The sequence below is a fragment of the Pseudomonas sp. CFBP13509 genome (genome assembly GCF_005233485.1).
GTDB lineage: Bacteria > Pseudomonadota > Gammaproteobacteria > Pseudomonadales > Pseudomonadaceae > Aquipseudomonas > Aquipseudomonas marginalis.
Genome location: NZ_QGAA01000004.1, coordinates 299,753 through 321,173 on the forward strand (window position 1 = coordinate 299,753; position 21,421 = coordinate 321,173).

Consider the following 21,421-nt stretch of genomic DNA (forward strand, 5'->3'; position numbering starts at 1 on the left):
TGAACGACAAAAATAATAAAACCAGGAGCTCATTGATGAGCCTTGAACCCTTGCTTGAGATGCAGGGCATCAGCAAAACCTTCAACGGTTTGCGCGTGCTCAAGAATGTCGGCCTGAAGGTCTACCCCGGCGAAATCCACGCCTTGATGGGGGAGAACGGCGCCGGCAAATCGACCCTGATGAAAATCCTCTCCGGCGCTTACCAGGCCGATCCCGGCGGTGAAATCCGCATGGCCGGCCAGGCCGTCGCCACCTTTACCCCCGCCACCGCCAAAGCCCTCGGCATCGCCGTGATCTACCAGGAATTGAGCCTGTGCCCGAACCTGAGCGTGGCCGAGAACATCTACCTGGGCCGCGAACTGCGCCGTGGCTGGACCATCGACCGCAAGGGCATGCAAGCCGGTTGCGTCGAAGTGCTGCAGCGTCTGGGCGCCGAATTCACCCCGGCCACTAAGGTCAGCAGCCTGTCGATTGCCGAGCGTCAGCTGGTGGAAATCGCCCGGGCCTTGCACGCCCATGCCAGGATCCTGGTGATGGACGAACCGACCACGCCGCTGTCGTCGCGCGAGACCGACCGCCTGTTTGCGCTGATCAAGCAATTGCGCAGCCAGGGCCTGGCGATCATCTACATCAGTCATCGCATGGCCGAGATCTATGAACTGTCGGACCGTGTCTCGGTGCTGCGCGACGGCCAATACATCGGCGAACTGAGCCGCGACGCGCTGTCGGCCGAAGTCCTCGTGAAGATGATGGTGGGCCGCGATCTGTCCGGTTTCTACAAGAAGGAACACGCCGCCTACGACCCCGGTGCGGTGGTGATGCGTGTGCGTGACATGGCCGATGGCAAGCGCGTGCGTAATTGCAGTTTCGACCTGCATGCCGGTGAAGTGCTGGGTATCGCGGGGCTGGTCGGGGCAGGGCGCACCGAGTTGGCGCGGCTGATCTTCGCCGCCGATCCGCGCACCAGCGGCACCCTGGAAGTGGTGGGCAAGACCGTGACCCAACTGCGCAACCCGGCGGATGCGATTCGTGCCGGCGTGGTGTACCTCACCGAAGACCGCAAGGCCCAGGGCCTGTTCCTGGACATGAGCGTGGCCGACAACATCAACGTCTGCGCCTGCGTGCCGGATGCCCGTGCCGGTGGCGTGCTTGACCGGGCTCACGCCGCGCAACGCTCGAATGACGCGATCAAGTCGCTGTCGATTCGCGTGGCGTCGGGCAAGGTCAATGTCGGCACGCTGTCCGGCGGCAACCAGCAGAAGGTCTTGCTGGCGCGGCTGCTGGAGGTCAAGCCGCACGTGCTGATCCTCGACGAACCCACACGCGGCGTGGACATCGGCTCCAAATCCGAGATCTACCGCATCATCAATCAACTGGCGCAGGCCGGCGTGGGCATCGTGGTGATCTCCAGCGAGCTGCCGGAAATCATCGGCACCTGCGACCGGGTGCTGATCATGCGCGAAGGCCAGTTGGTGGCCGAAGTCGGCGGGGCCTCCGGTCACGTCATCTCCCAGGAACGTATTATTGACCTCGCCACCGGTGGCGATCAGGTGGTTGCCCATGGCTGATTCAATGATTGCAACAACAGGCAAGGCCGAACGTGCCCGCGAACTGATGCGCACGGTCGGTATGTTGCCGGTGCTGATTTTGTTGCTGGTGGGCTTCGCCCTGGCCAGCGAGAACTTCCTGACCATGCAGAACCTGTCGATCATCACCCAGCAGGCCTCGGTCAACGTGGTGCTGGCGGCGGGCATGACCTTTGTGATCCTCACGGCGGGGATCGACCTGTCGGTGGGCGCGATCCTGGCGGCGTCGGCCGTGGTGGCGCTGCAGGCGTCGATGTCGCCGCAGTTCGGCATGTTCGGGATTGCGGCCGGTATCGGCTTCGGCCTGCTGCTGGGCCTGGTCAACGGTGGGTTGATTGCCTTCATGCGCCTGCCGCCGTTTATCGTCACCCTTGGCGCACTCACCGCCATGCGCGGCCTGGCGCGTCTGCTGGCGGATGACAAGACCGTGTTCAACCCCGACCTGCCGTTTGCCTTTATCGGCAACGACTCGATCCTCGGCGTGCCCTGGCTGGTGGTGATCGCCGTGGCGGTGGTGGCGCTGTCGTGGTTCATCCTGCGCCGCACGGTGATGGGCGTACAGATCTATTCGGTGGGCGGCAACCCAGAAGCGGCGCGACTCTCCGGGATCAAGGTGTGGAAGGTGCTGCTGTTCGTCTACGCCATGTCCGGCGCCTTGGCCGGTCTGGGTGCGGTGATGAGCGCCTCGCGCCTGTTCGCCGCCAACGGCCTGCAACTGGGGCAATCCTACGAGCTGGATGCGATTGCCGCGGTGATCCTCGGCGGCACCAGCTTTACCGGCGGCGTCGGCACCATCGGCGGCACGCTGATCGGCGCGCTGATTATCGCGGTGCTCACCAACGGCCTGGTGCTGCTGGGGGTGTCGGACATCTGGCAGTACATCATCAAGGGCATCGTGATCATCGGCGCGGTCGCGCTGGATCGCTATCGCCAGTCCGGTGCACGGACCTGATTTCACTCATACAACAATCACAAGAGAGACCCGCATGAACCTTAAACGCATGTTTCCCGTCATTGCCTTGGCTGCCCTGATGTCCCAAGCCGCAGAGGCCCGCGAACTCAAGGCCCTGGGCATCAGCATGGGCTCGCTCGGCAACCCGTATTTCGTGACCCTGGCCGATGGCGCCACGGCCCGGGCCAAGGAGCTGAACCCCAACGTCAAGGTCACCTCGGTGTCCGCCGACTACGACTTGAGCAAGCAGTTCTCGCAGATCGATAACTTTATCTCGTCCAAGGTCGACCTGATTCTGATCAACGCCGTCGACCCTTCGGCCATGGCCTCGGCGATCAAGAAAGCCCGGGATGCCGGCATCGTCGTGGTGGCGGTGGATGTGGACGCCAAGGGCGTGAATGCCACCGTGCAGACCGACAACGTCGAAGCCGGCAAGCTGGCCTGCCAATACCTGGTGGACAAGCTTGCCGGCAAGGGCAACGTGATTATCCAGAACGGCCCGCAAGTCACCGCCGTGACCGACCGCGTCAAAGGCTGTAAAGCCGCATTGGCCGGCGCGCCGGACATCAAGGTGCTGTCCGACGACCAGGACGGCAAAGGCTCCCGCGAAGGCGGCCTGAACGTGATGCAGGGCTACCTCACGCGCTTCCCGAAAATCGACGGCCTGTTTGCGATCAACGACCCCCAGGCCATCGGCAGCGACCTGGCGGCCAAGCAGCTCAAGCGCAGCGGCATCATCATCACCTCGGTGGACGGCGCGCCGGATATCGAGAACGCGCTGAAGACCGACACCCAGATCCAGGCATCTGCCAGCCAGGACCCATGGGCCATGGCGCAGACGGCGGTGAATGTCGGCAATGACCTGCTCAACGACAAGGCCCCGGCCGAAGCGGTGACCCTGCTCACGCCAAAACTGATCACCCGCGACAACGTCGGTACGTACAGCGGTTGGTCGAGTAAACACTGATAGCCTGAGAGGAACAGCGTCGTGGTGACCATGGATGACGTGGCAAGCAGGGCGGGGGTGTCGACGTCGACCGTGTCACACGTGTTGAACGGCACCCGCAAGGTCAGCCCGGCCACGGTGCTGGCGGTGCAGCGGGCGATCCAGGCGCTGGGGTATATCCCCAACACCCTGGCACGCTCGCTGGCGCGGTCGAGTACCAACACGATTGGCGTGGCGATCTCGGCGCTGTCCAACCATTACTTCAGCGAGACGGTGCACGCGATTGAAACCGAGTGCGCCAAGCACGGCTACATGATGCTGTTTGTCGACACCCACGACGACCCGGAGCAGGAGCTGCGGGTCGTCACGGCGCTGCATCACCGGCGGGTCGACGGTATTGTGCTGGCGCCTTCGAACGGTTCGATGGCCCTGGAGTACATGCGCGCCAACGAGATTCCGGCGGTGTTGGTGGACCGCATGATGAGCGAGCAGTTTGACCAGGTCGGGGTGGAGAATGCCCAGGCCACCCAGGCCCTGATTGAGCACCTGATCGGGCACGGGCACCGCCGCATCGGTTTTATCGCCGGGCGCACGGGGTTCAGCACCACAGATGAGCGGGTGGCGGGTTACTGCGCGGCGTTGCACGCGGCGGGGCTGGCCTTCGATCCGCAGTTGCTGGTCAACGGTGGCTCCAACACCGAACCGGCGCGCCAGGCCACGGCGCAGTTGCTGGGCCTGGCTTCGCCACCCACGGCGATCATGGCCGGCAATAACCTGATGACCCTCGGCGCGATGCACGCCTTGCGTGACGCGCAGCTTGAAGTGCCGAGACAAATGGCCCTGGTGGGGTTTGATGATTTTGACTGGGCGGATTTTTTCGTGCCGCGCTTGAGCCTGATCGCACAGCCGGTCAAGGCCCTTGGCGCCCGCGCGGTCGACCTGTTGCTGCAACGCATGGCGTCGCCTGACGCAGCGCCCCAGAGCGTGCGCCTGGCACCGACCCTGCAGTTACGTAACTCCTGTGGCTGTCATTGATGGGAATAACACACGCATGAACAGTCCTGTTTCCCTGGGCATTGACCTGGGCACGTCGGAACTCAAAGCCATCCTCATGGACGCCACGGGCGCGGTGCTGGCCCATGCCGGCGTGCGCTTGAGCGTGTCGCGCCGGCACAGCGGCTGGTCTGAACAGGCGCCGGAAGACTGGTGGCAAGCCTGCTTGCAGGCGTTGGCGCAACTGCGCGGACACGAGGCGTTTACCCGCGTGGCCTGTATCGGCCTGTCGGGGCAGATGCACGGCGCGGTGTTGCTGGGGGCGGACAACCGCGTGTTGTACCCGGCGATCCTGTGGGACGACTCCCGTGCAATGGCCGAAGCCGAACAGCTGGGGCCCGGCTTCGCCGACGTCACCGGCAGCCTGCCGATGGCCGGGCTGACCGCGCCGAAACTGCTGTGGCTGCAACGGCATGAGCCCGAGGTGTTCCAGGCGATTGATTGCGTGCTGTCGCCTAAGGATTACCTGCGCTTGCGTTTGAGTGGCGAGCGCATCAGCGAGATGTCCGACGCGGCGGGTACGTTGTGGCTGGATGTGGCGCGGCGGGCATGGTTTACCCCGATGGTTCGCGCTACAGGCCTTACGCCCGGGCAATTGCCCAGGCTGGTGGAGGGTGGTGCGGCGAGCGCTTTGTTGACGGCCACGGGACTGGGCCTGTCAGCAGAGGTGGTGATTGCCGGCGGTGGCGGTGACAACCCTGTGGCGGCGGTCGGCATCGGCGCGGTCAACGCCGGTGATGGCTTTATTACCCTTGGCACCAGCGCGGCCATTGTTGCGATCACCGATCACGCTGCAGGCAACCCGGCCAGTGCAGTGCACAGCTTCTGCCACGCGCTGCCCAACCGCTGGTACACCATGGGCGCCATGCTCGCCGGCGCCAGTTGCCTGCGCTGGGTCACACGGCTGACGGGTATGGCCGATGAGCAAACGTTGCTGGAGCAGGTGCAGGCGCAATTGCCGATTGAGCAGCACGTGCCTTTGGGGACACCGTTGTTCCTGCCGTACCTGGCCGGCGAACGCACACCCCACAACGATCCTTTGCTGCGCGGCGGCTTCATGAACCTGGGCCACGACTGCACACCGGCGATGCTGGGCTATGCGGTAATGGAAGGGGTGGGTTTCGGTTTGCTCGATGCGTTGCGCGCGGTGCAATCGACCGGCGCCGACGTGGGAGCCTGCGCCCTGGTGGGCGGCGGTGCGCGCAGTGAGTACTGGGCGCAGCTGCTGGCGAATATCCTGCAGCGGGAAATCTTCACCTTGCAGGGCAGTGAATTGAGCGCGTGTATTGGCGCGGCAAAGCTCGGGTTTGTGGCGATGGGGCAGGGGGCGGAGCTGCTCGCGGCGGGGATGCCGGTCAAAGCCCGGTACACACCTGACCTGACGCAGCAGCCGGTGTTGGCGGCGCGTTATCGCAAGTTTCAAAGTTTGCTGCCCGCCGCCAAGGCCCTTCACGACTAGGCTCCTGTGGCGAGCGGGCCCGTTATGGTGAGCGGGCCTGTTGTGTGGGGAACGGGCTTGCTGTGGTGAGCGGGCTTGTTGTGGTGAGCGGGCTTGCCCCGCGCTGGGCTGCGAAGCAGCCCCAATAAAGGCACCGCGTTTATCCAGGCATAGTGAGTAGTCAGGTTTAGGGGCCGCTTCGCGCCCCAGCGCGAGGCAAGCCCGCTCACCACAGCAAGCCCGCTCCTGCTCACCACATCAGGCCCACTCTCCACAAGAATCGGTGTGTTACGGTTCAGTCGTTGGTCAGCGGCGGCAAACGTCGCTTCACCGGGGTTTTCTTGACGATGGCGGTGTTGGTTTCGGCATAGGCATTGATCCGATCCAGCAGGCTGTCGAGATGGTCCATGGTGCGCACGTGCAGGCGTGCGATAAAGCAGTCTTCGCCGGTGACCTTGTCGCATTCGGTGAACTCCGGGATCGCCTGGATCTGGCGCTCCACCTCCTGCAATTTGCCGGGCAGGGGGCGGATGCGCACGATGGCTTGCAGCAGGTAGCCGAAGTGCCTGGGGTCGATGTCGACGGTGTAGTGGGTCAGCACGCCGCGTTCTTCCAGGCGGCGCAGGCGTTCGCCCACACTGGGCGAGGACAGCCCGGTGATGCCCGCCAGGGCCTTGAGGGATAACCGCGAGTCATCCATCAAAGCGGCGATCAGTTGCTGGTCGATGGTGTCAATCATGGTGTTCGCCTAATAAGAAAAGGTGATTCCTGGGATCTGCCTTTTTTAGTCACTGGAGCCGCTCACAAGCAGATTGCCATAATTGAGCCTCACTTGAGGAGCATCAATCATGGATTCATCCCTCCGTCGCGGTTCGTGGGAAATGATCGCCGCCATGCTGATCTCGGGCACCATCGGCTGGTTTGTGCTGGTGTCCGGCGTGTCGGTGCTCGAAGTGGTGTTCTGGCGCTGCGTGATCGGCAGCCTGACCCTGTTGCTGGTGTGCGCGTTGCTCGGCTACCTTCGCCTGGACCTGCTCAGTTGGGCCACGTCCGGCCTGGCAATGCTCAGTGGCGTAGCGATTGTCGGCAACTGGTTGCTGCTGTTCGAATCCTACTCACGTGCGTCGATCGCCATCAGTACGGCGGTGTACAACGTGCAGCCGTTCATGTTGGTGATGCTGGCGGCGCTGTTCCTTGGGGAAAAAATCACCGTGCAGAAACTGGCGTGGCTGAGCCTGGCGTTCCTGGGAATGCTGGCGATTGTCACGGCCCATGGCGATCAGCCAACCGGCGACGATTACCTTGCAGGCATTGCCCTGGCACTGGGCGCGGCATTGCTGTACGCGATTGCCGCACTGATCATCAAGCGTTTGAAGGACGTACCACCGCATTTGATGGCGTTGATCCAGGTGACCACCGGCGCAGTGTTACTGGCGCCCTTGGTGCCTTGGAACAGCTTGCCTGCCACCACCAACGCCTGGGCGGCATTGGTCACGCTCGGCGTGGTGCACACCGGTTTGATGTATGTGTTGCTGTATGGCGCGATCCAGAAACTGCCCACCGCCATCACCGGTGCACTGTCGTTTATCTACCCGATTGCGGCGATCTTCGTCGATTGGATTGCCTTCGGGCATCGCCTGGGTTGGCTGCAATGGCTGGGGGTGGCGGCGATCCTGCTGGCGGCGGCGGGGTTGCAGCGGGGCTGGTGGTGGCGTTTGCCGCACGGTGAGGAGGGCTCAGGACGCATTGTTTAAACGTCTTTCGAATGGCCATGGTATTTCCATGGAACAAATTCCTACGCCGTACCACATAGGGGGACAGGCTGAGATCGTGGATTGTTCAGATGTCAGCGAAAATTCTGCTATTTAGGGATGCCGGACGATGCAAGGCAATTTTCTCAGTGTTCCAATCCCCCGTTACTCAACCCCGATCATTCAACAGGAGCCCCTTTCACATCACCCGATGTTGAGTTCTACTGAGGCGGTCCAGGAGTCCGCAATGTCGACTCAAGCTGCCAGCAGTCGTAATTCGCCGGCAGGGCAACCTAAAAGCTCAGCGAGCTGGGTGAACTACCAGCACGGAGTGAATCTTGCTGAAGCCATAGAACCTGGCTCTTCTAAACGGATGACCTGGGAGGACCTGATCGCTTATCCAGGCAAACTCAACGGCCAGGCCGTCAGCCCGGAGCAAGCGCTTCTTATTGCAGCGACAAGAGTCGGGCCAGCGCTGGAATGGGCCGCGGCCAACGGTATTCTTCCGGAAAAGACCAGCTATGCACAAAGTGAGGTACACACCGCTTTATCAAGTCTTGATAAGCATCAGGAGAGCCTTGCAGGAGCAATTACAAACTTGGTCGCCCCCCTCCCTATGCGTAAAGATTATTTTACCGGTTGGCAGATGGTTTCACCTATTAAAGGACACAATGATCCAAATAACAAAAAATATAAAGTTGCCGCTTATAATGACAAACAGTTTGGTGAAGATTTCAAGGGTGATCTAGTCAACAAAAAAGCTGCGTATGGCGTGGTGATAAAACAACTGATATCCCTATTGCCCGTTAACGACCGACTCGCAATAGAACACGGCCAGGTTGAGTTGTATGCCCTGAAACCGCCCGGAACGGGAGATGATCTGGCACGTGACGTTGTTTTGATCAAAGCGGTCCATAATGGGAAGACAACGGCCTATGAGGTCAATCCCCAGCTCGGGATCGCACGTCAACGTGTCGACTTAGAGGCGCTTTTTACGGGCAATAGCGTGATTGGCAGAAATAAACTGCCAGATGGCACTGACGCAAAGGAGTTCACTGTTTGGAAAAAGCCGAACATACAGGGGCGGCGTTATGGGCCGAAAGTTGATAACGAACATCCTGAAAAACCCAACAATCAGCCATTTTCCTCAAGTATTTATACGCTAAAGTTATTAGGAGAGTTTCCTGCATCACCTGCCAGTGCCAATGAAAATACTGTGCCCAACACGCTTTCCTCCAAACGATTTAGTGACGTCGCGAACACGGTATCCAGCCAGTTGTTTTATGCGAAAGACATTGACCTGTTGAATGTTGCGCAAAAGGATGAAACGCGAGTTTCCCCGGAAGAGAAGGAAGACCTGGAAAACTATCAGGAATTTTCAGCGTCCAGAGATAATCGACGAGAATTCTTGAAGGGCTTCGTCCCGTTTTGGCAGGGGGTCGAGGCGATCATTGCCGGACGCCCGATAGAAGGGATAGCGAAGATATGGATAGATATCCTTTCTTTTATGATGCCTGTTGACAAGGTAGTGGGGGGATTGGTCAAAGGGGGGATTCGACTGATCAAGCCTGTTCTTCCGGAGTTCGCGAAACTGTCGACAAACTTCGGTAGTTATACCCTCAAGTCTGGTATGGCCGGCGTTAAATGGGAGGGCGGGGTTCAAGGGTTGAAGTGGGCTCAGAAAGTTCCCCAGAACCTGGCCAAGGCGGCCGAGCAGTTCAAGCTAAATTCCACCCCCTTACTCAAGGCTGGCTCGGCCGTACGCGAAATAGAGTTTAAAGGGGCCAGCTATTTTGTGGCCAACAAGCCCGATGCCGGAGACGGCGTGCATTACTTGCTACGCGTACCCGATCCGAAAGATCCATCGAAACTGGTAAGTAGCAGCATTGTCGCCAAGCCAGACGAGAGCGGAATATGGTTAAGGCGAGGAGTTACTGGGGGTGGGCAAGTCATGGGCCGTAATGGCAGTGCATTGAATATGGCGTCACTTAATACGTTGGAACAGATGGAAACTACCCGCCAGTTTGTGGGGATCATGAACGTTAAAACCGGCGAAATACATGTAGGGCCGTCGACCCTTTTGGGTCATCCAGGTTCAGAAGTAGAAAAAGCCCTGCCTAAAGGTATGAAGTACATGCTCGCCGGGCACGAACGTGTCGAGCCGATGGGAGATCTTGTGAAAGTAAACGTCAACGGAGTTGAAACAGAACTTACCGGTCATGCTGCCATGGTCCATTTGGCCGGGGGAAATCTGAAAGATTATGTCGGTTTTTCCGGAGTCAAGAGAGCCGACGGGATACTTAGATTAAAATGGAATTCCAGAACACTTAACCCGGAACATGCTGCCTTTAAAACCAAGTATCACTTAGGCAACCCTGGGGAAGGCAGAGATTATGTGCTCAATATCAAATATCAAAACCGCGTAGTCGAACAGTTTGAAAAATCGGGTTTCGAAATTATTCGTTAGTAGGATTCGGGCAAGCCGTTGCTGTCTGAGGTACAGGTTTTGATACTTTGCTGGATTTGCGAGGTCAAACCGGCTCTTGCAGGGCGGATAGCGCACCCACCGTGCAAGAGGCAGTTGATTCAGTGTGGGGCGCGCACGATCGTCTTGAGCAGATCGTCCGGGCTGATATAACCCACCACACTGCCCGGCTGTGGCAACCCAAGGATATGCCCCTTGATCTTGCCCACCACGTGCATTTCGCAGGGTTTGCAGTCGAACTTCAACGTCAGCACTTCATCGCCGTGAATCAACTGCATCGGCGCGACCTTGGTCTTCACCCCTGTCACACCCTTGGCTTGTTTAGGGCACAGGTTGAAGGAGAAACGCAGGCAGTGCTTGGTGATCATCACCGGCACTTCGCCTTTCTCTTCATGGGCTTCAAAGGCTGCGTCGATCAGCTTCACCCCGTGACGGTGGTAGAAGTCGCGGGCTTTCTGGTTGTAGACGTTGGCCAGGAACGACAGGTGCGCTTCCGGGTACACCGGCGGCGGCGTGGTCTCGGCCTTGCGCCCGCCACGGGGGTGGGCGGCAACACGGGCGGCGGTCAGGGCTTCGATCACTTCGCGGCGCAATGCCTTGAGCTGCGAGTTGGGAATGAAGAACGCCTGCGGTGCATCCAGTTCGATACGGGTGGCGTGATACTCGGTGGTACCGAGTTGGCCAAGCAGGTCGCGCAGGGTGTCCAGCGCCTGTTCCGGCTTGTTGGCCACGCCGAACGGGCCGGGCAGGGTGACGCTGGCGCAGATGCCTTCTTCGCTGGTCGCGGTGACGTCCAACTGCTCTTCACGCAAACGCGCGACCCATGACAGGCCGATACGGCGTTCGGCCGAAGTCTTGAGCAACGCCTGCTGCCAGTTGTGGTCGAGGTTGCGGTTCAGCGGGTGGTTCGGGCGCAACTGATGCAGGCCGGCCGGCATTTCATTCGGCTCGACGCGGTAGCGGTAGCGCTTCTCACCGTCTTCCTCGAACTCGCCCTTGGGCTCGGCGATGTTGGCGCGGAAACCCACCACTTCGCGCTTGACCAGCACATTGAGGCCGTCGCCGTTGGACAGCGGCTCATGGGTAATCACTTGCAGGTCACGCTTGCCGGCTTTTTCCACCACGCCCACCGGCAAACCGGTGAAGGTCGGGGTGTCGAAGGCGCCGATGTCGATCTTGCGGTCGCTGACAAAGTAGTCGGTGCTGCCACGGTGGAAGGTTTTTTCCGGGTCGGGCAGGAAGAAGTGCGCGGTACGGCCGCTGGACGCGCGGGCGAGGTCCGGACGGTCTTCGAGGATTTCGTCGAGGCGCTGGCGGTAATAGGCGGTGATGTTCTTCACATAGCCCATGTCCTTGTAGCGGCCTTCGATCTTGAACGAACGCACGCCGGCTTCCACCAGCGCGCGCAGGTTGGCGCTCTGGTTGTTGTCTTTCATCGACAGCAGGTGCTTTTCAAAGGCCACGACGCGGCCCTGGTCGTCCTTCAAGGTATACGGCAGGCGGCACGCCTGGGAGCAGTCGCCACGGTTGGCGCTGCGGCCATTTTGCGCGTGGGAGATATTGCACTGCCCGGAGAACGCCACGCACAGGGCGCCGTGGATAAAGAACTCGATGGCGGCATCGGTCTCGTCGGCGATGGCGCGGATTTCCTGCAGGTTCAGCTCGCGGGCCAACACCAACTGCGAGAACCCGGCCTGGTCGAGGAACTTGGCGCGGCCCAGGGTACGGATGTCTGTCTGGGTGCTGGCGTGCAGCTCTATGGGTGGGATATCCAGCTCCATCACGCCCAGGTCCTGCACGATCAGCGCGTCGACACCTGCGTCGTAGAGCTGATGGATCAGCTTGCGCGCCGGTTCCAGCTCGTTGTCATGCAGGATGGTGTTGAGGGTGGTGAAGACGCGGGCGTGGTAACGACGGGCGAATTCCACCAGTTGGGCGATATCGCTCACCTCGTTGCACGCGTTATGGCGCGCGCCGAAGCTCGGGCCGCCAATGTAGATGGCGTCGGCGCCATGCAGGATGGCCTCGCGCGCGATGGCGACATCGCGGGCAGGGCTGAGCAATTCCAGGTGATGCTTGGGCAAGGACATAGTTTTTTTAGTCAGGCTTGTCACGGTTGAGGCGCGCATTGTAGCTGTGAAATGCCTGACCGGCATTACTTCAGGCTTGAGCGGCCATCGCGGTGACTTCCACACGCATGCCGTCTACCGCCAGCGCAGCCACGCCAACCGCCGCACGCACGGGCCAGGGCTTGGCAAAAAAGCGTTTGTAGACCTCATTGAAGGCGGCGCGGTCGGCCATATCGGTCAGATAAATGGTCAGGTGCATGACCCGGTCCATGGAGCTGCCGGCCTTTTCCAGTGCGACTTTCAGCGCTTGCAGGGTACATTCGCTTTGCAGGGTGATATCGCCCAGTTCCAGGCTGCCGTCGGCGCGCGTCGGGATCTGGGTGGAGACCAGGATGCCGTTGAAACCGACAACGTCGGAAGAAATCGAGTCGGCATCCGGATCGGGGGTGTAGGACAGGTCGTGGTTGGCCATGGGCGCCTCTGGTTGGCAGTAACGGAAAGGCGCCATGGTCCCCGAAAACAATCCCAGGGGCAAACCGCTGGCTTATACCCAGCGGCGGAACAACACGCTGGCATTCACGCCACCAAACCCGAAGCCGTTGGACAGCGCGTATTCAATCGCCATCGGCCGCGCGTCACCGCGCACCATGTCCAGGCCCTCGGCCAGGTCATCCGGGTGTTCCAGGTTGAGGGTCACCGGTGCGACCTGATCGCGCAGGGCAAGTACGGTGAAGATCGCCTCAATGCCGCCCGCGGCGCCCAGCAAATGGCCGGTGGCGGACTTGGTCGAGCTGATCGCCAGCTGGCCACCGACACCGAATACGGTCCTGATGGCTGCCAATTCGCCTTTGTCGCCCACCGGCGTCGAGGTGGCGTGGGCATTCAGGTACTGCACCGCGGACGCCTCGATCCCCGCCTGACGCAACGCCTGCGTCATCGCCCGGCGCGCACCGTCGCCGTCTTCCGGGCCGGCGGTCATGTGGTAGGCATCGGCACTGGTGCCATAGCCCACCAGCTCGGCAATCGGCTGGGCACCGCGTGCAAGGGCGTGTTGCAGTTCCTCGATGACCAGGATGCCGGCGCCTTCGCCCATGACAAAGCCGTCACGCGCCTGATCGAACGGGCGCGAGGCGCGCTCGGGGGCGTCGTTGAAGTCGCTGGACAACGCCCGCGCCGCCGCAAAGCCGCCCAGGCTGACGCGGTGGATCGCCGCTTCGGCGCCACCGCACACCGCCACGTCCACTTCACCGGCACGGATCATCCGCGCAGCGTCGCCAATCGCCTGCACCCCCGCCGCACAGGCCGTGACCGGCGCTCCCAGCGGGCCTTTCAAGCCATAGTTGATCGACACATGCCCGGCGGCCATGTTGCTCAGGAACGATGGAATGGTGAACGGCGACAAGCGTCGCGGCCCCTTGCTGTCGGTGGTACGTACCGCCTCGGCGATGGCCGGAAAACCGCCGACGCCCGAGGCGATGATGGTGGCGGTGCGTTCCTGCTGCTGCACGGTGTTCGGGGCCCAGCCGGCCTGCTTCAGGGCTTCGTCGGCCGCCGCCAGGGCGAACAGGATGAAACGGTCCATCTTGCGCTGCTCTTTTGCGGCCAGCAGGCGATCAGGATCGAACCCGGCTTCGGGGTCCTGCAGCACGCTCTGCACTTGGCCGCCGATGCTGATAGCCAGGTCGCCGATCAGTTCTTCAGGCAGGCGACGAATGCCCGACTGCCCGTTCAACAGGCGTTTCCAGGTTGACTCCACGTCAGCGCCCAACGGTGTCAGCGCACCCATGCCTGTCACAACGATACGTTTACTCATGATCAATCGACTCCGGTTGCATTGAGGGTTCAGACTCTATGGACGTCACTATCATGATGAAAGTAACATGGCGTCACACAACTTTGCACCGGCCCCTAGGAACCTTTATGCAACGCAAGTCCCTGACCCGCGACGAATGCCCCATCGCCCGCAGCCTCGAACGGGTAGGGGAGTGGTGGAGCATCCTGATCATGCGCGACGCGTTGCAGGGGTTGCGCCGCTTCGATGAGTTTTCGCGCAGCCTGGGCATTGCGCCGAACATGCTCACGCGCCGCCTGACAGCGTTGGTGGAGGCGGGGATGCTGGAGCGCAGGGCCTACAGTGAGCGGCCGCCGCGCTATGAATATGTGCCGACCGCCAAGGGCGAGGATTTCCGCATGGTGCTGATGTCGCTGGTGGCGTGGGGCAACCGGCATTACGCCGAAGAAGGCACCAGTGTCGAGTTGGTCGAGCGGGACACGGGGCGGCCGGTGCAGCCGATGTTGGCGAGTGCAGAGGGACACATCGTGCCGTTGGAGGACTGTGTGTTGCAGGCCGGCCCGGCGGCCAGTACCGGTATGCGGGAGCGCTTGGCTTCGCTTGCCGCAAAGCCTTGAATCCTGCGGGCTCAAGCAATAATTTGACGCCAGAAAATAATCCTGCTGCGCCCCTTAAAGTCGCGTATTTCCCAGCCGATAGCGAGTCAAGACACAGGTTTTTCCGCACGGCTGAGGGCTCGTCATGTTCAATACAACACTCAAAACCGAACTGGCGGCCAGGACGGCCGAAGTCACCGAGTACAAAGGACTGATCAGCGCCCTGGAACGCTCCATGGCGGTAGTCGAATTCGACCTCAACGGCAAGGTCCTGCGTGCCAACGATAACTTCCTGAAAACCCTGGGCTACAGTCGCGACCAATTGGCGAGCAAATCCCACCGGGACTTTTGCTTGCCGGCGCTGACCAACAGCCCCGCCTACAGCCAGTTCTGGGGTGAGCTCAAGGCCGGTAAGTTCGTATCGGGCACCTTCAAGCGCGTGGATGCCCACGGCAAGACCGTCTGGCTGGAAGCCAGCTACAACCCGGTGCTGGATGAGCGTGGCCAAGTGCTGAAAGTGGTCAAGTACGCCCTGGATGTCACCGCCAAAGTCGAACAGGAGGCGGCGACCCGCAGCAAACTGGCCGCAGTGGATCGGGCCATGGCAGTGATCGAGTTCGACTTGAACGGTCAGGTGCTGGACGCCAACGAGAACTTTCTGCACGTCATGGGCTATACGCTGGCCGAAATCAAAGGCAAGCACCACCGCCTGTTTTGCGAACCCAGCCTGATCAACAGCAGCGAGTACACCGACTTCTGGCGACGCTTGAACAACGGTGAATTTTTCACCGGGCAATTCAAACGTCTAGGCAAGCATGGCCGTGTCGCGTGGCTGGAGGCCAGTTACAACCCGGTCTACGACGGCGACGGCACGCTGATCAAGATCGTCAAGTTTGCCAGTGACATCACTGAACGCGTGGAAAAGTTCGAGGAAGACTCACGCGGCGCCTCCCGGGCCTACCATATTTCCTCCGAGACCGAGCGGTTTGCCGAGCACGGTACCCAGGTGATCCAGGATACGGCGACAGAGATGCGCCGGATCGCCGAGAACATCGGCGCATCGGCGCGTCTGGTCGGGCAATTGGGCGAGCGCTCCGAGCAAATTACCGCCATCGTCAATACCATTCGAGGCATCGCCGACCAAACCAACCTGTTGGCCCTCAACGCGGCCATCGAGGCTGCCCGTGCGGGCGACCAAGGGCGTGGTTTTGCCGTGGTGGCCGATGAGGTCAGGCAGTTGGCGGGGCGTACCAGCCGCTCTACCGCGGAAATCGCCGAGATGATTGGCATGATCCTGTCGGAAACCCGCGACGCGGTGGCCAGCATGAGCTCCACCCAAGAGGGCGCGCAACGCGGTGTGAACCTGGCGGACCAGGCGGGTTCGGTGATTTTGCAGATTCGCACCAGCACCAGTGATGCGGTGCAGGCTGTGAGTATGTTTGCGTCGAAACTGGATGAGTCGGAAGTGATTCCGAAAACTGCCGTCGGCTGGGTAGGCTGATCGCGTTTCAGGCGTGGAGAGGGAGCCATTCCCTCTCCTGACAAGGCTCCCTTTACAGCAAGGTGAACGGGTAGTCGACGATCACCCTTAGTTCATTCAAGTCACCATCGCGCTGGTCGGCGTTGGACGCCACGATGGCATCACGCACGCGCAACGACAGGTTTTTCGCCGGGCCACTCTGGATCACGTATTTGGCCTCCACGTCCGTCTCGTGATGGGCGCCGTCGGCACCGTAATCGCCGGCATAGGCGCTGTTGACCGGGGTGTGGGTGCCGTTGATGTCCGAACCGTTGATATAACGGCTCATGAAACTCAACCCCGGCACGCCATAACTGGCCATGTTCAAGTCATAACGAATCCCCCACGACTGCTCGCCCGGCCCGTTGAAGTCGCCCCACTGCACCGAGTTGGCCAGGAACACCGAATCGCCACCTTCACCCGCGCCGTTGTTACCGGTGCCTATGTAGTCAAAGGGCGTGTCGCCGTGCACCTTCTGGAACGACAGCGTCAGCGTGTGCGCCTGCAGGAACGAATAGGCCGCCGCCACCGAGTAGGTGGTGTTGTTGATCGCGCCGGCCTTGGCGGCGCCGGTGTCGAGGGTGCGGTACAGGTTGCCGTCCAGGGCCAGGGATTGGTCATGGGGAAGGGCGATGACGTAGTTGAGGTTGGTGTAGTACTGGCGCCAGATGTCTTCCAGTTCGCCGGCATACAGTGTCGCGCTCAGTGACGGGGTGAAGGTGTATTTGCCGCCGACAAAGCTCGCGCTGTTGGCCGCCACGTTGGCGTAGGTGGCGTAAATATCGTGGTCATGGTTGCTGGTCATGCCGCTGTTGGTGCTGGTGAAGTGCCCGGCTTCCAGGTCCAGTCCGCTGATTTCGCTGCTGGTGAGATCAAAGCCGGTGGCGGTCTGCGGCAGCAGGCGGGTGCCGCCGGTGGCGAAGACCGGCGCGGTGGGCTGCATGTCACCGAACTTCAACTGGGTCTTGGAAATTTTGAGTTTCACCGCAGCACCGACGGAACCGTAGGCATTCTCGGGATCGCCGTGCCGATCGGTCGGCAGGTCGCCGGTGCCGGCGTCCGCGTAGGTAGCGTCGAGTTTCAGCGCGCCGTAGGCGTAGGCATCCACGCCAAAGCCGAGGGTGCCCTGGGTGAAGCCCGAGGCGTAGTTGAGCATGGCGCCCTGGGCCCAGTCGCGGTTGTCGGCCTTGCCGCTCGCACGGTCGCGGTCGAAGTAATAGTTGCGCAACAAGCCGGTGACGCTGCTGCCGTCGATAAAACCCTTGGCATCGGCCTGGTCCGTGACGGACTCGGCAAACGCCACGGGGCTGATACTGGCGCACACCGCCAGCGCCAACAGGCTCCACTGTTTAATCATGTTATTAACTTCCCCGGAATAATGAACGCGCACAGAAACGCCGCACTGTCTGGCAGGCGTACACGCTTGTATGGGCAGAATTTTAAAGTGAGGCGTTACGGTTTCTTATTGTCTTCGACGGGTTTGCCGAAGCTGACTCCAGGCAGATTTTGCGCGGCCTGCAGGTGTGCCGGGGATGAAACTCGATTAATTAAACTTCACTATTTTTAATCGGCGGGAGGTGTAGCGTGGGGACTGTCTTAGCCGCTCTGCTTCGACAATACCCTTTGGTTGCCGCCGTAGTTGCTACGGCGGATTTTTTTCCATGGGGAGTTTTTAAGTTGAACTAACAAGGGCGAGGGCGCTGGAGTAATTGGCCCCTTACTCCACGCAGTTATTACTCTTCCACGTCCATGAACTCCTTGGCCCACGCCACGTAACTTTCAGGCAGCGTGTAGGTATGGGTCAGTTCCGTCGCACTGAGGTTCGAGGTGCTGTGGGTCAGCTGGCGCTGGGCACGGAGGCTGTCGTAAGTAGCCTTGATCGCCGCAAAGTACGCGCCATGGCCGGCAACCACCACGCGCACGCCCAAATCCGCCAAACGCTGGGCGTCGTTGAGCTTGGGATTGCCGTAGGTCACCAGCATCAGCGGCACGGTGAGGTTTTCCGCGATCTTCTCCAGGTGCTCGAAGTCGCTGACACCCACCATGCAGATGCCGTCGGCACCGGCTTTCTGATAAGCCCGGGTGCGCTCGATCACCGCTTCGGTGGACAACACGCCGGCGTTGGTCCGGGCGATGATCGACAGTTCAGGATCGACACGGGCTTCCAGGGCGGCGCGGACCTTGCCGATGCCTTCCTGGATGGAAATCAGGTCGGTGGATTTACGCCCGAATTGTGCAGGCAGCAGCGTGTCTTCAATCGTCAATGCCGCGACGCCGGCGCGCTCAAGCTCTTCGACGGTGCGCATCACGTTGAGTGCATTGCCGTAACCGTGGTCGGCATCGGCAATAAAAGGCAACTGGGCGACGCGGCCGATACGGGTGGCCTGCTCGACGAACTCACTCAGCGTGATCAAGGCAAAATCGGGCGCCGCCAATACCTGCAACGACGCGACTGACCCTCCCAGGATACCCACCTCAAACCCCAGGTCTGCCGCGATACGGGCGGACATGGGGTCGAATACGGAAGCGGTTTCAACGCAGCTCGGCTTGGCCAGCAATTCGCGGAAGTTGCGGCGCAGCGTCGAATGAGATTTTTTGGGCATGTTCTTTCCTGGCTCTGGTCATCGTCACGTGACGATCTATGTCTATTCGTGGTCGCGCGAGATTACCATGCAGGCGGGTCGGGGATTATGACGTTTGAGCATGGGGTATGCTGGAAACAGATGGTGCATGCCGGCCTTAAAATGCTTATTTCGCATTATTATAGAATTACGTTATGCATTATAAGAAGTTTACAGCGGCCGATCCGGTCCTTATGGTGTGGGCAGATTATTCCTGTGAACACTATCGAGACCGTACGCGCGGATCGACTTGAACGGCCTGACAAGGCATCTGGAGACGAACGTGCGTTACCTGACGAGACTGGCGGCCGGGTTGGCGGCCGTATTGCTGTGCCTGACCGCGAATGCGCAAACGCTGGTGGTGGGCGACCAAAGCTACAACGCCCAGGCCGCGATGGAAGCGGCGGGGGTGCTTGAAAACCTGCCCTATACCCTTGAATGGAAGCAGTTCACTGCCGGGTCGCCGGTTGCCGAAGCACTCAACGTCGGCAGCCTGGACATTGGCTTGCTGGGTGATGCGCCCGTGCTGTTCCTGGGCGCATTAGGCGCGCCCATCAAAGTGATTGCGGTCAGTCGGCAAAATCTCGACGGCGTGGCCATTCTGGTGAAAAAGGATTCGCCGATCAGGAGCCTTGCGGATCTCGCGGGCAAACGTGCGGCCATCTGGAAAGGCTCCTGGAGCCAGCAACTGCTGTTGACTGCGCTGGATAAAGCCGGCGTGCCACGAGACTCACTGGAGTTGCGCTACCTCAGCGCGCTGGACGCCTCCCATGCGTTGGAAGGCGGTTCGGTGGACGTTATCGCCACCTGGGAACCTTACGTTACGCAGCAGGAACGCCAAGGTGCGCGGGTGCTCGCGACGGCTGACGGATTGATTCCGGCCCAGAGCTTCATTGCAGCCAACGCCCGTGCCGTCGAAGCCAAGCGTGTGCAGATCAGCGATTTTCTCCTGCGCCTGAAAAAGGCGCGTGACTGGGCTCGCCAAACCCCGGCCAACACCGACGCCTATGCCGATGCGTGGGCCAGGCGTACGCGTGCGGACGCCGGTATAGCGCGCGCCTGGTTTGCCCGCGCGCGCACCACCGTCGAGCCGGTGACTGCCCAGTCGCCAGCAGAGGCGCAAAAAACCGTGGACTTTTTTGCCGGCCAAGGGCTGGTCAAACCGTACCCGGCAGCCAATCTGTTCGATCAGTCATTCGCGGCGTCCTTGCAGCCAGCCGTCGCTAATAACCAGCCGTGAGGCGTCAAGGAATACTCTGGACATGACCAACAGACAGCTCAAACTGGGTGCCTTGACGATGGGCAGTGGCGGGCCGGGTCGCCATAACCTGTGGCTCGATCCTCAATTACCGGCCGACGCCAGCGTCAACGTCGATTGGTACATCGATATTGCGCGTCAGGCCGAGGCGGCGTTGTTCGACTTGATGTTTATCGTCGACAGCCAGTTCATCACACCGGGGTCGCCCTCCCATTATCTGAATCGGCTGGAACCGCTGACGCTGCTCTCGGCACTGGCTGTGAGCACACGCCATATAGGCTTGGTCGGTACGCTGACCACCTCTTACAACTCGCCCTACAATGTTGCGCGGCGCCTGGCTTCACTGGACCTGATCAGCAAAGGTCGTGCGGGATGGAACGTGGTGACCAGCGGCGATGCCGGCACGGCAGGCAACTACAGCCGGGACGAACACTACGATTACGACACGCGCTACGGCCGAGCGGCTGAACACGTCCAGGTTGTGCAGGGCTTGTGGAACTCCTACGAGGAAGATGCCTTCGTGCGCGACCGGGCGACCGGGCAGTTTCTCGACCCGAGCAAACTGCATCGCCTGAATCACCAGGGCGAGCACTTTTCGGTGGTCGGCCCGCTGAACATCCAACGCTCACCCCAAGGCCAGCCGGTGATATTCCAGGCCGGTGATTCGCCGCAGGGGCGCGAGCTGGGTGCCGCCACCGCCGATGTGATCTTTACCCATGCCGCCAGTATCGAGCAGGGCCAGGCTTTCTACCGCGATATAAAGGGCAGGGCAGCACAAAGGGGGCGCGACCCGGAGCAGATACTGGTCATGCCTGGCGCTGAAATTTACGTCGGCGACACGGATGAGCACGCCCGTGAAATCGAGCAGCACTACCATCAGGTCGACCACAGCTTTGAACTCGCACTGAAGGAATTTGGACGTAACTTTGGCTGGCATGATTTCAGCCAGTACGACCTCGATGCGCCGTTTCCCCAGGCAAGCCTCGAGTCTGCGCGCAGCAGCTTTTTTACCGCAGCCAAACGGATTGCCGATCAGGCGCGCGAGAAAGGTTTCACGTTGCGCCAGGCCGTAGAGTTTGGTCGCCAACTGCGTCCCGGCGCATTCGTGGGCACTGCTGACACGGTCGCGCAGAAAATGGCCGACTGGTTCGAGGCCCGCGCCGTGGATGGCTTCAACATCTACATCGGGCACCCCGAGCAATTCAAGCGTTTTACCCAAGACGTCATACCGTTATTACAGGCCCGTGGCGTGTATCGCAAAGCGTATGAAGGGACGACCCTGCGCGAAAGCCTGGGGTTGCCGATTCCGCGCTTTGAGCGCCGCAGTTAGTGCCTCAACGCCCGGCGCACAGAAA

At 60.8% G+C, this 21,421-nt stretch carries 16 protein-coding genes and 2 pseudogenes; 12 read left to right on the top strand and 6 right to left on the bottom strand.

The window, feature by feature from the left end:
* Window positions 1-35 precede the first annotated feature (35 nt).
* From PspCFBP13509_RS09185 to xylB, 5 genes are read left to right on the top strand one after another with little or no spacing between them, the layout of a single operon-like run.
* Window positions 36-1,568 carry a sugar ABC transporter ATP-binding protein gene (locus tag PspCFBP13509_RS09185; RefSeq protein WP_137211932.1) on the top strand — a complete coding sequence of 511 codons (1,533 nt, stop codon included), beginning with the start codon at window positions 36-38 and terminating at the stop codon, window positions 1,566-1,568.
* Window positions 1,561-2,538 carry an ABC transporter permease subunit gene (locus PspCFBP13509_RS09190; RefSeq protein WP_027605811.1) on the top strand — a complete coding sequence of 326 codons (978 nt, stop codon included), beginning with the start codon at window positions 1,561-1,563 and terminating at the stop codon, window positions 2,536-2,538. Before PspCFBP13509_RS09185 ends, PspCFBP13509_RS09190 begins: the two co-directional genes overlap by 8 nt.
* Window positions 2,539-2,572: 34 nt before the next feature.
* Window positions 2,573-3,505, top strand: a complete 933-nt coding sequence (locus PspCFBP13509_RS09195; RefSeq protein WP_137211933.1) for an ABC transporter substrate-binding protein — start codon at window positions 2,573-2,575, stop codon at window positions 3,503-3,505.
* 21 nt (window positions 3,506-3,526) lie between these two features.
* Window positions 3,527-4,519, top strand: coding sequence for a LacI family DNA-binding transcriptional regulator (locus tag PspCFBP13509_RS09200; RefSeq protein ID WP_065947019.1), 993 nt, complete (start codon window positions 3,527-3,529; stop codon window positions 4,517-4,519).
* 16 nt (window positions 4,520-4,535) lie between these two features.
* The gene (gene xylB, locus PspCFBP13509_RS09205; RefSeq protein WP_065947018.1) at window positions 4,536-5,996 is read left to right on the top strand and encodes a xylulokinase; all 1,461 of its coding nucleotides are present in this window, start codon (window positions 4,536-4,538) and stop codon (window positions 5,994-5,996) included.
* A gap of 274 nt (window positions 5,997-6,270) precedes the next feature.
* On the opposite strand, the gene PspCFBP13509_RS09210 is transcribed toward xylB, so the two are convergent.
* Window positions 6,271-6,714: an Lrp/AsnC family transcriptional regulator gene (locus PspCFBP13509_RS09210; protein ID WP_027605815.1), complete on the bottom strand. Its 444-nt coding sequence runs from the start codon at window positions 6,712-6,714 to the stop codon at window positions 6,271-6,273.
* 109 nt (window positions 6,715-6,823) lie between these two features.
* On the opposite strand from PspCFBP13509_RS09210, the gene PspCFBP13509_RS09215 reads away from it, so the two are divergent.
* Together PspCFBP13509_RS09215 and PspCFBP13509_RS31485 are read left to right on the top strand one after the other, a co-directional pair.
* On the top strand, window positions 6,824-7,729 hold the full coding sequence (locus tag PspCFBP13509_RS09215; protein WP_137211934.1) for a DMT family transporter: 906 nt from the start codon (window positions 6,824-6,826) through the stop codon (window positions 7,727-7,729).
* 244 nt (window positions 7,730-7,973) lie between these two features.
* Window positions 7,974-10,193 carry a hypothetical protein gene (locus tag PspCFBP13509_RS31485; protein ID WP_178084542.1) on the top strand — a complete coding sequence of 740 codons (2,220 nt, stop codon included), beginning with the start codon at window positions 7,974-7,976 and terminating at the stop codon, window positions 10,191-10,193.
* Window positions 10,194-10,312: 119 nt separating this feature from the next.
* Here the strand turns inward: PspCFBP13509_RS31485 and PspCFBP13509_RS09225 are convergent, their stop codons facing one another.
* The 3 genes from PspCFBP13509_RS09225 to fabF form a co-directional block, all read right to left on the bottom strand.
* Window positions 10,313-12,301 carry a peptidase U32 family protein gene (locus PspCFBP13509_RS09225; RefSeq protein WP_137211935.1) on the bottom strand — a complete coding sequence of 663 codons (1,989 nt, stop codon included), beginning with the start codon at window positions 12,299-12,301 and terminating at the stop codon, window positions 10,313-10,315.
* Between the two features lie 70 nt (window positions 12,302-12,371).
* On the bottom strand, window positions 12,372-12,752 hold the full coding sequence (locus tag PspCFBP13509_RS09230; protein WP_027605818.1) for a RidA family protein: 381 nt from the start codon (window positions 12,750-12,752) through the stop codon (window positions 12,372-12,374).
* Between the two features lie 72 nt (window positions 12,753-12,824).
* Window positions 12,825-14,093: a beta-ketoacyl-ACP synthase II gene (gene fabF, locus PspCFBP13509_RS09235; RefSeq protein ID WP_065947015.1), complete on the bottom strand. Its 1,269-nt coding sequence runs from the start codon at window positions 14,091-14,093 to the stop codon at window positions 12,825-12,827.
* Window positions 14,094-14,200: 107 nt separating this feature from the next.
* On the opposite strand from fabF, the gene PspCFBP13509_RS09240 reads away from it, so the two are divergent.
* The 3 genes and pseudogenes from PspCFBP13509_RS09240 to PspCFBP13509_RS32115 all read left to right on the top strand — a co-directional run.
* Complete coding sequence (locus PspCFBP13509_RS09240) at window positions 14,201-14,689, top strand: winged helix-turn-helix transcriptional regulator (protein ID WP_065927563.1); 489 nt, start codon at window positions 14,201-14,203, stop codon at window positions 14,687-14,689.
* 124 nt (window positions 14,690-14,813) lie between these two features.
* A pseudogene (locus PspCFBP13509_RS32110) lies at window positions 14,814-15,581 on the top strand (PAS domain-containing protein); the annotation flags it as partial.
* A 111-nt stretch (window positions 15,582-15,692) separates the two neighbouring features.
* Window positions 15,693-16,169 (top strand): annotated as a pseudogene (locus PspCFBP13509_RS32115) (methyl-accepting chemotaxis protein); the annotation flags it as partial.
* A gap of 52 nt (window positions 16,170-16,221) precedes the next feature.
* On the opposite strand, the gene PspCFBP13509_RS09250 reads toward PspCFBP13509_RS32115, so the two are convergent.
* Both PspCFBP13509_RS09250 and PspCFBP13509_RS09255 read right to left on the bottom strand, forming a co-directional pair.
* Entirely contained in the window at window positions 16,222-17,544 is a 1,323-nt protein-coding gene (locus tag PspCFBP13509_RS09250; protein ID WP_137211936.1) for an OprD family porin, read from the bottom strand.
* A gap of 376 nt (window positions 17,545-17,920) precedes the next feature.
* Entirely contained in the window at window positions 17,921-18,790 is an 870-nt protein-coding gene (locus tag PspCFBP13509_RS09255) for an isocitrate lyase/PEP mutase family protein (protein ID WP_065927560.1), read from the bottom strand.
* Window positions 18,791-19,091: 301 nt separating this feature from the next.
* Between PspCFBP13509_RS09255 and PspCFBP13509_RS09260 the strand changes: the two genes are divergently transcribed.
* Together PspCFBP13509_RS09260 and PspCFBP13509_RS09265 are read left to right on the top strand one after the other, a co-directional pair.
* Window positions 19,092-20,048, top strand: coding sequence for an ABC transporter substrate-binding protein (locus tag PspCFBP13509_RS09260; protein ID WP_137211937.1), 957 nt, complete (start codon window positions 19,092-19,094; stop codon window positions 20,046-20,048).
* 22 nt (window positions 20,049-20,070) lie between these two features.
* On the top strand, window positions 20,071-21,396 hold the full coding sequence (locus PspCFBP13509_RS09265) for an LLM class flavin-dependent oxidoreductase (RefSeq protein WP_065927558.1): 1,326 nt from the start codon (window positions 20,071-20,073) through the stop codon (window positions 21,394-21,396).
* The last annotated feature ends 25 nt before the right edge of the window (window positions 21,397-21,421 follow it).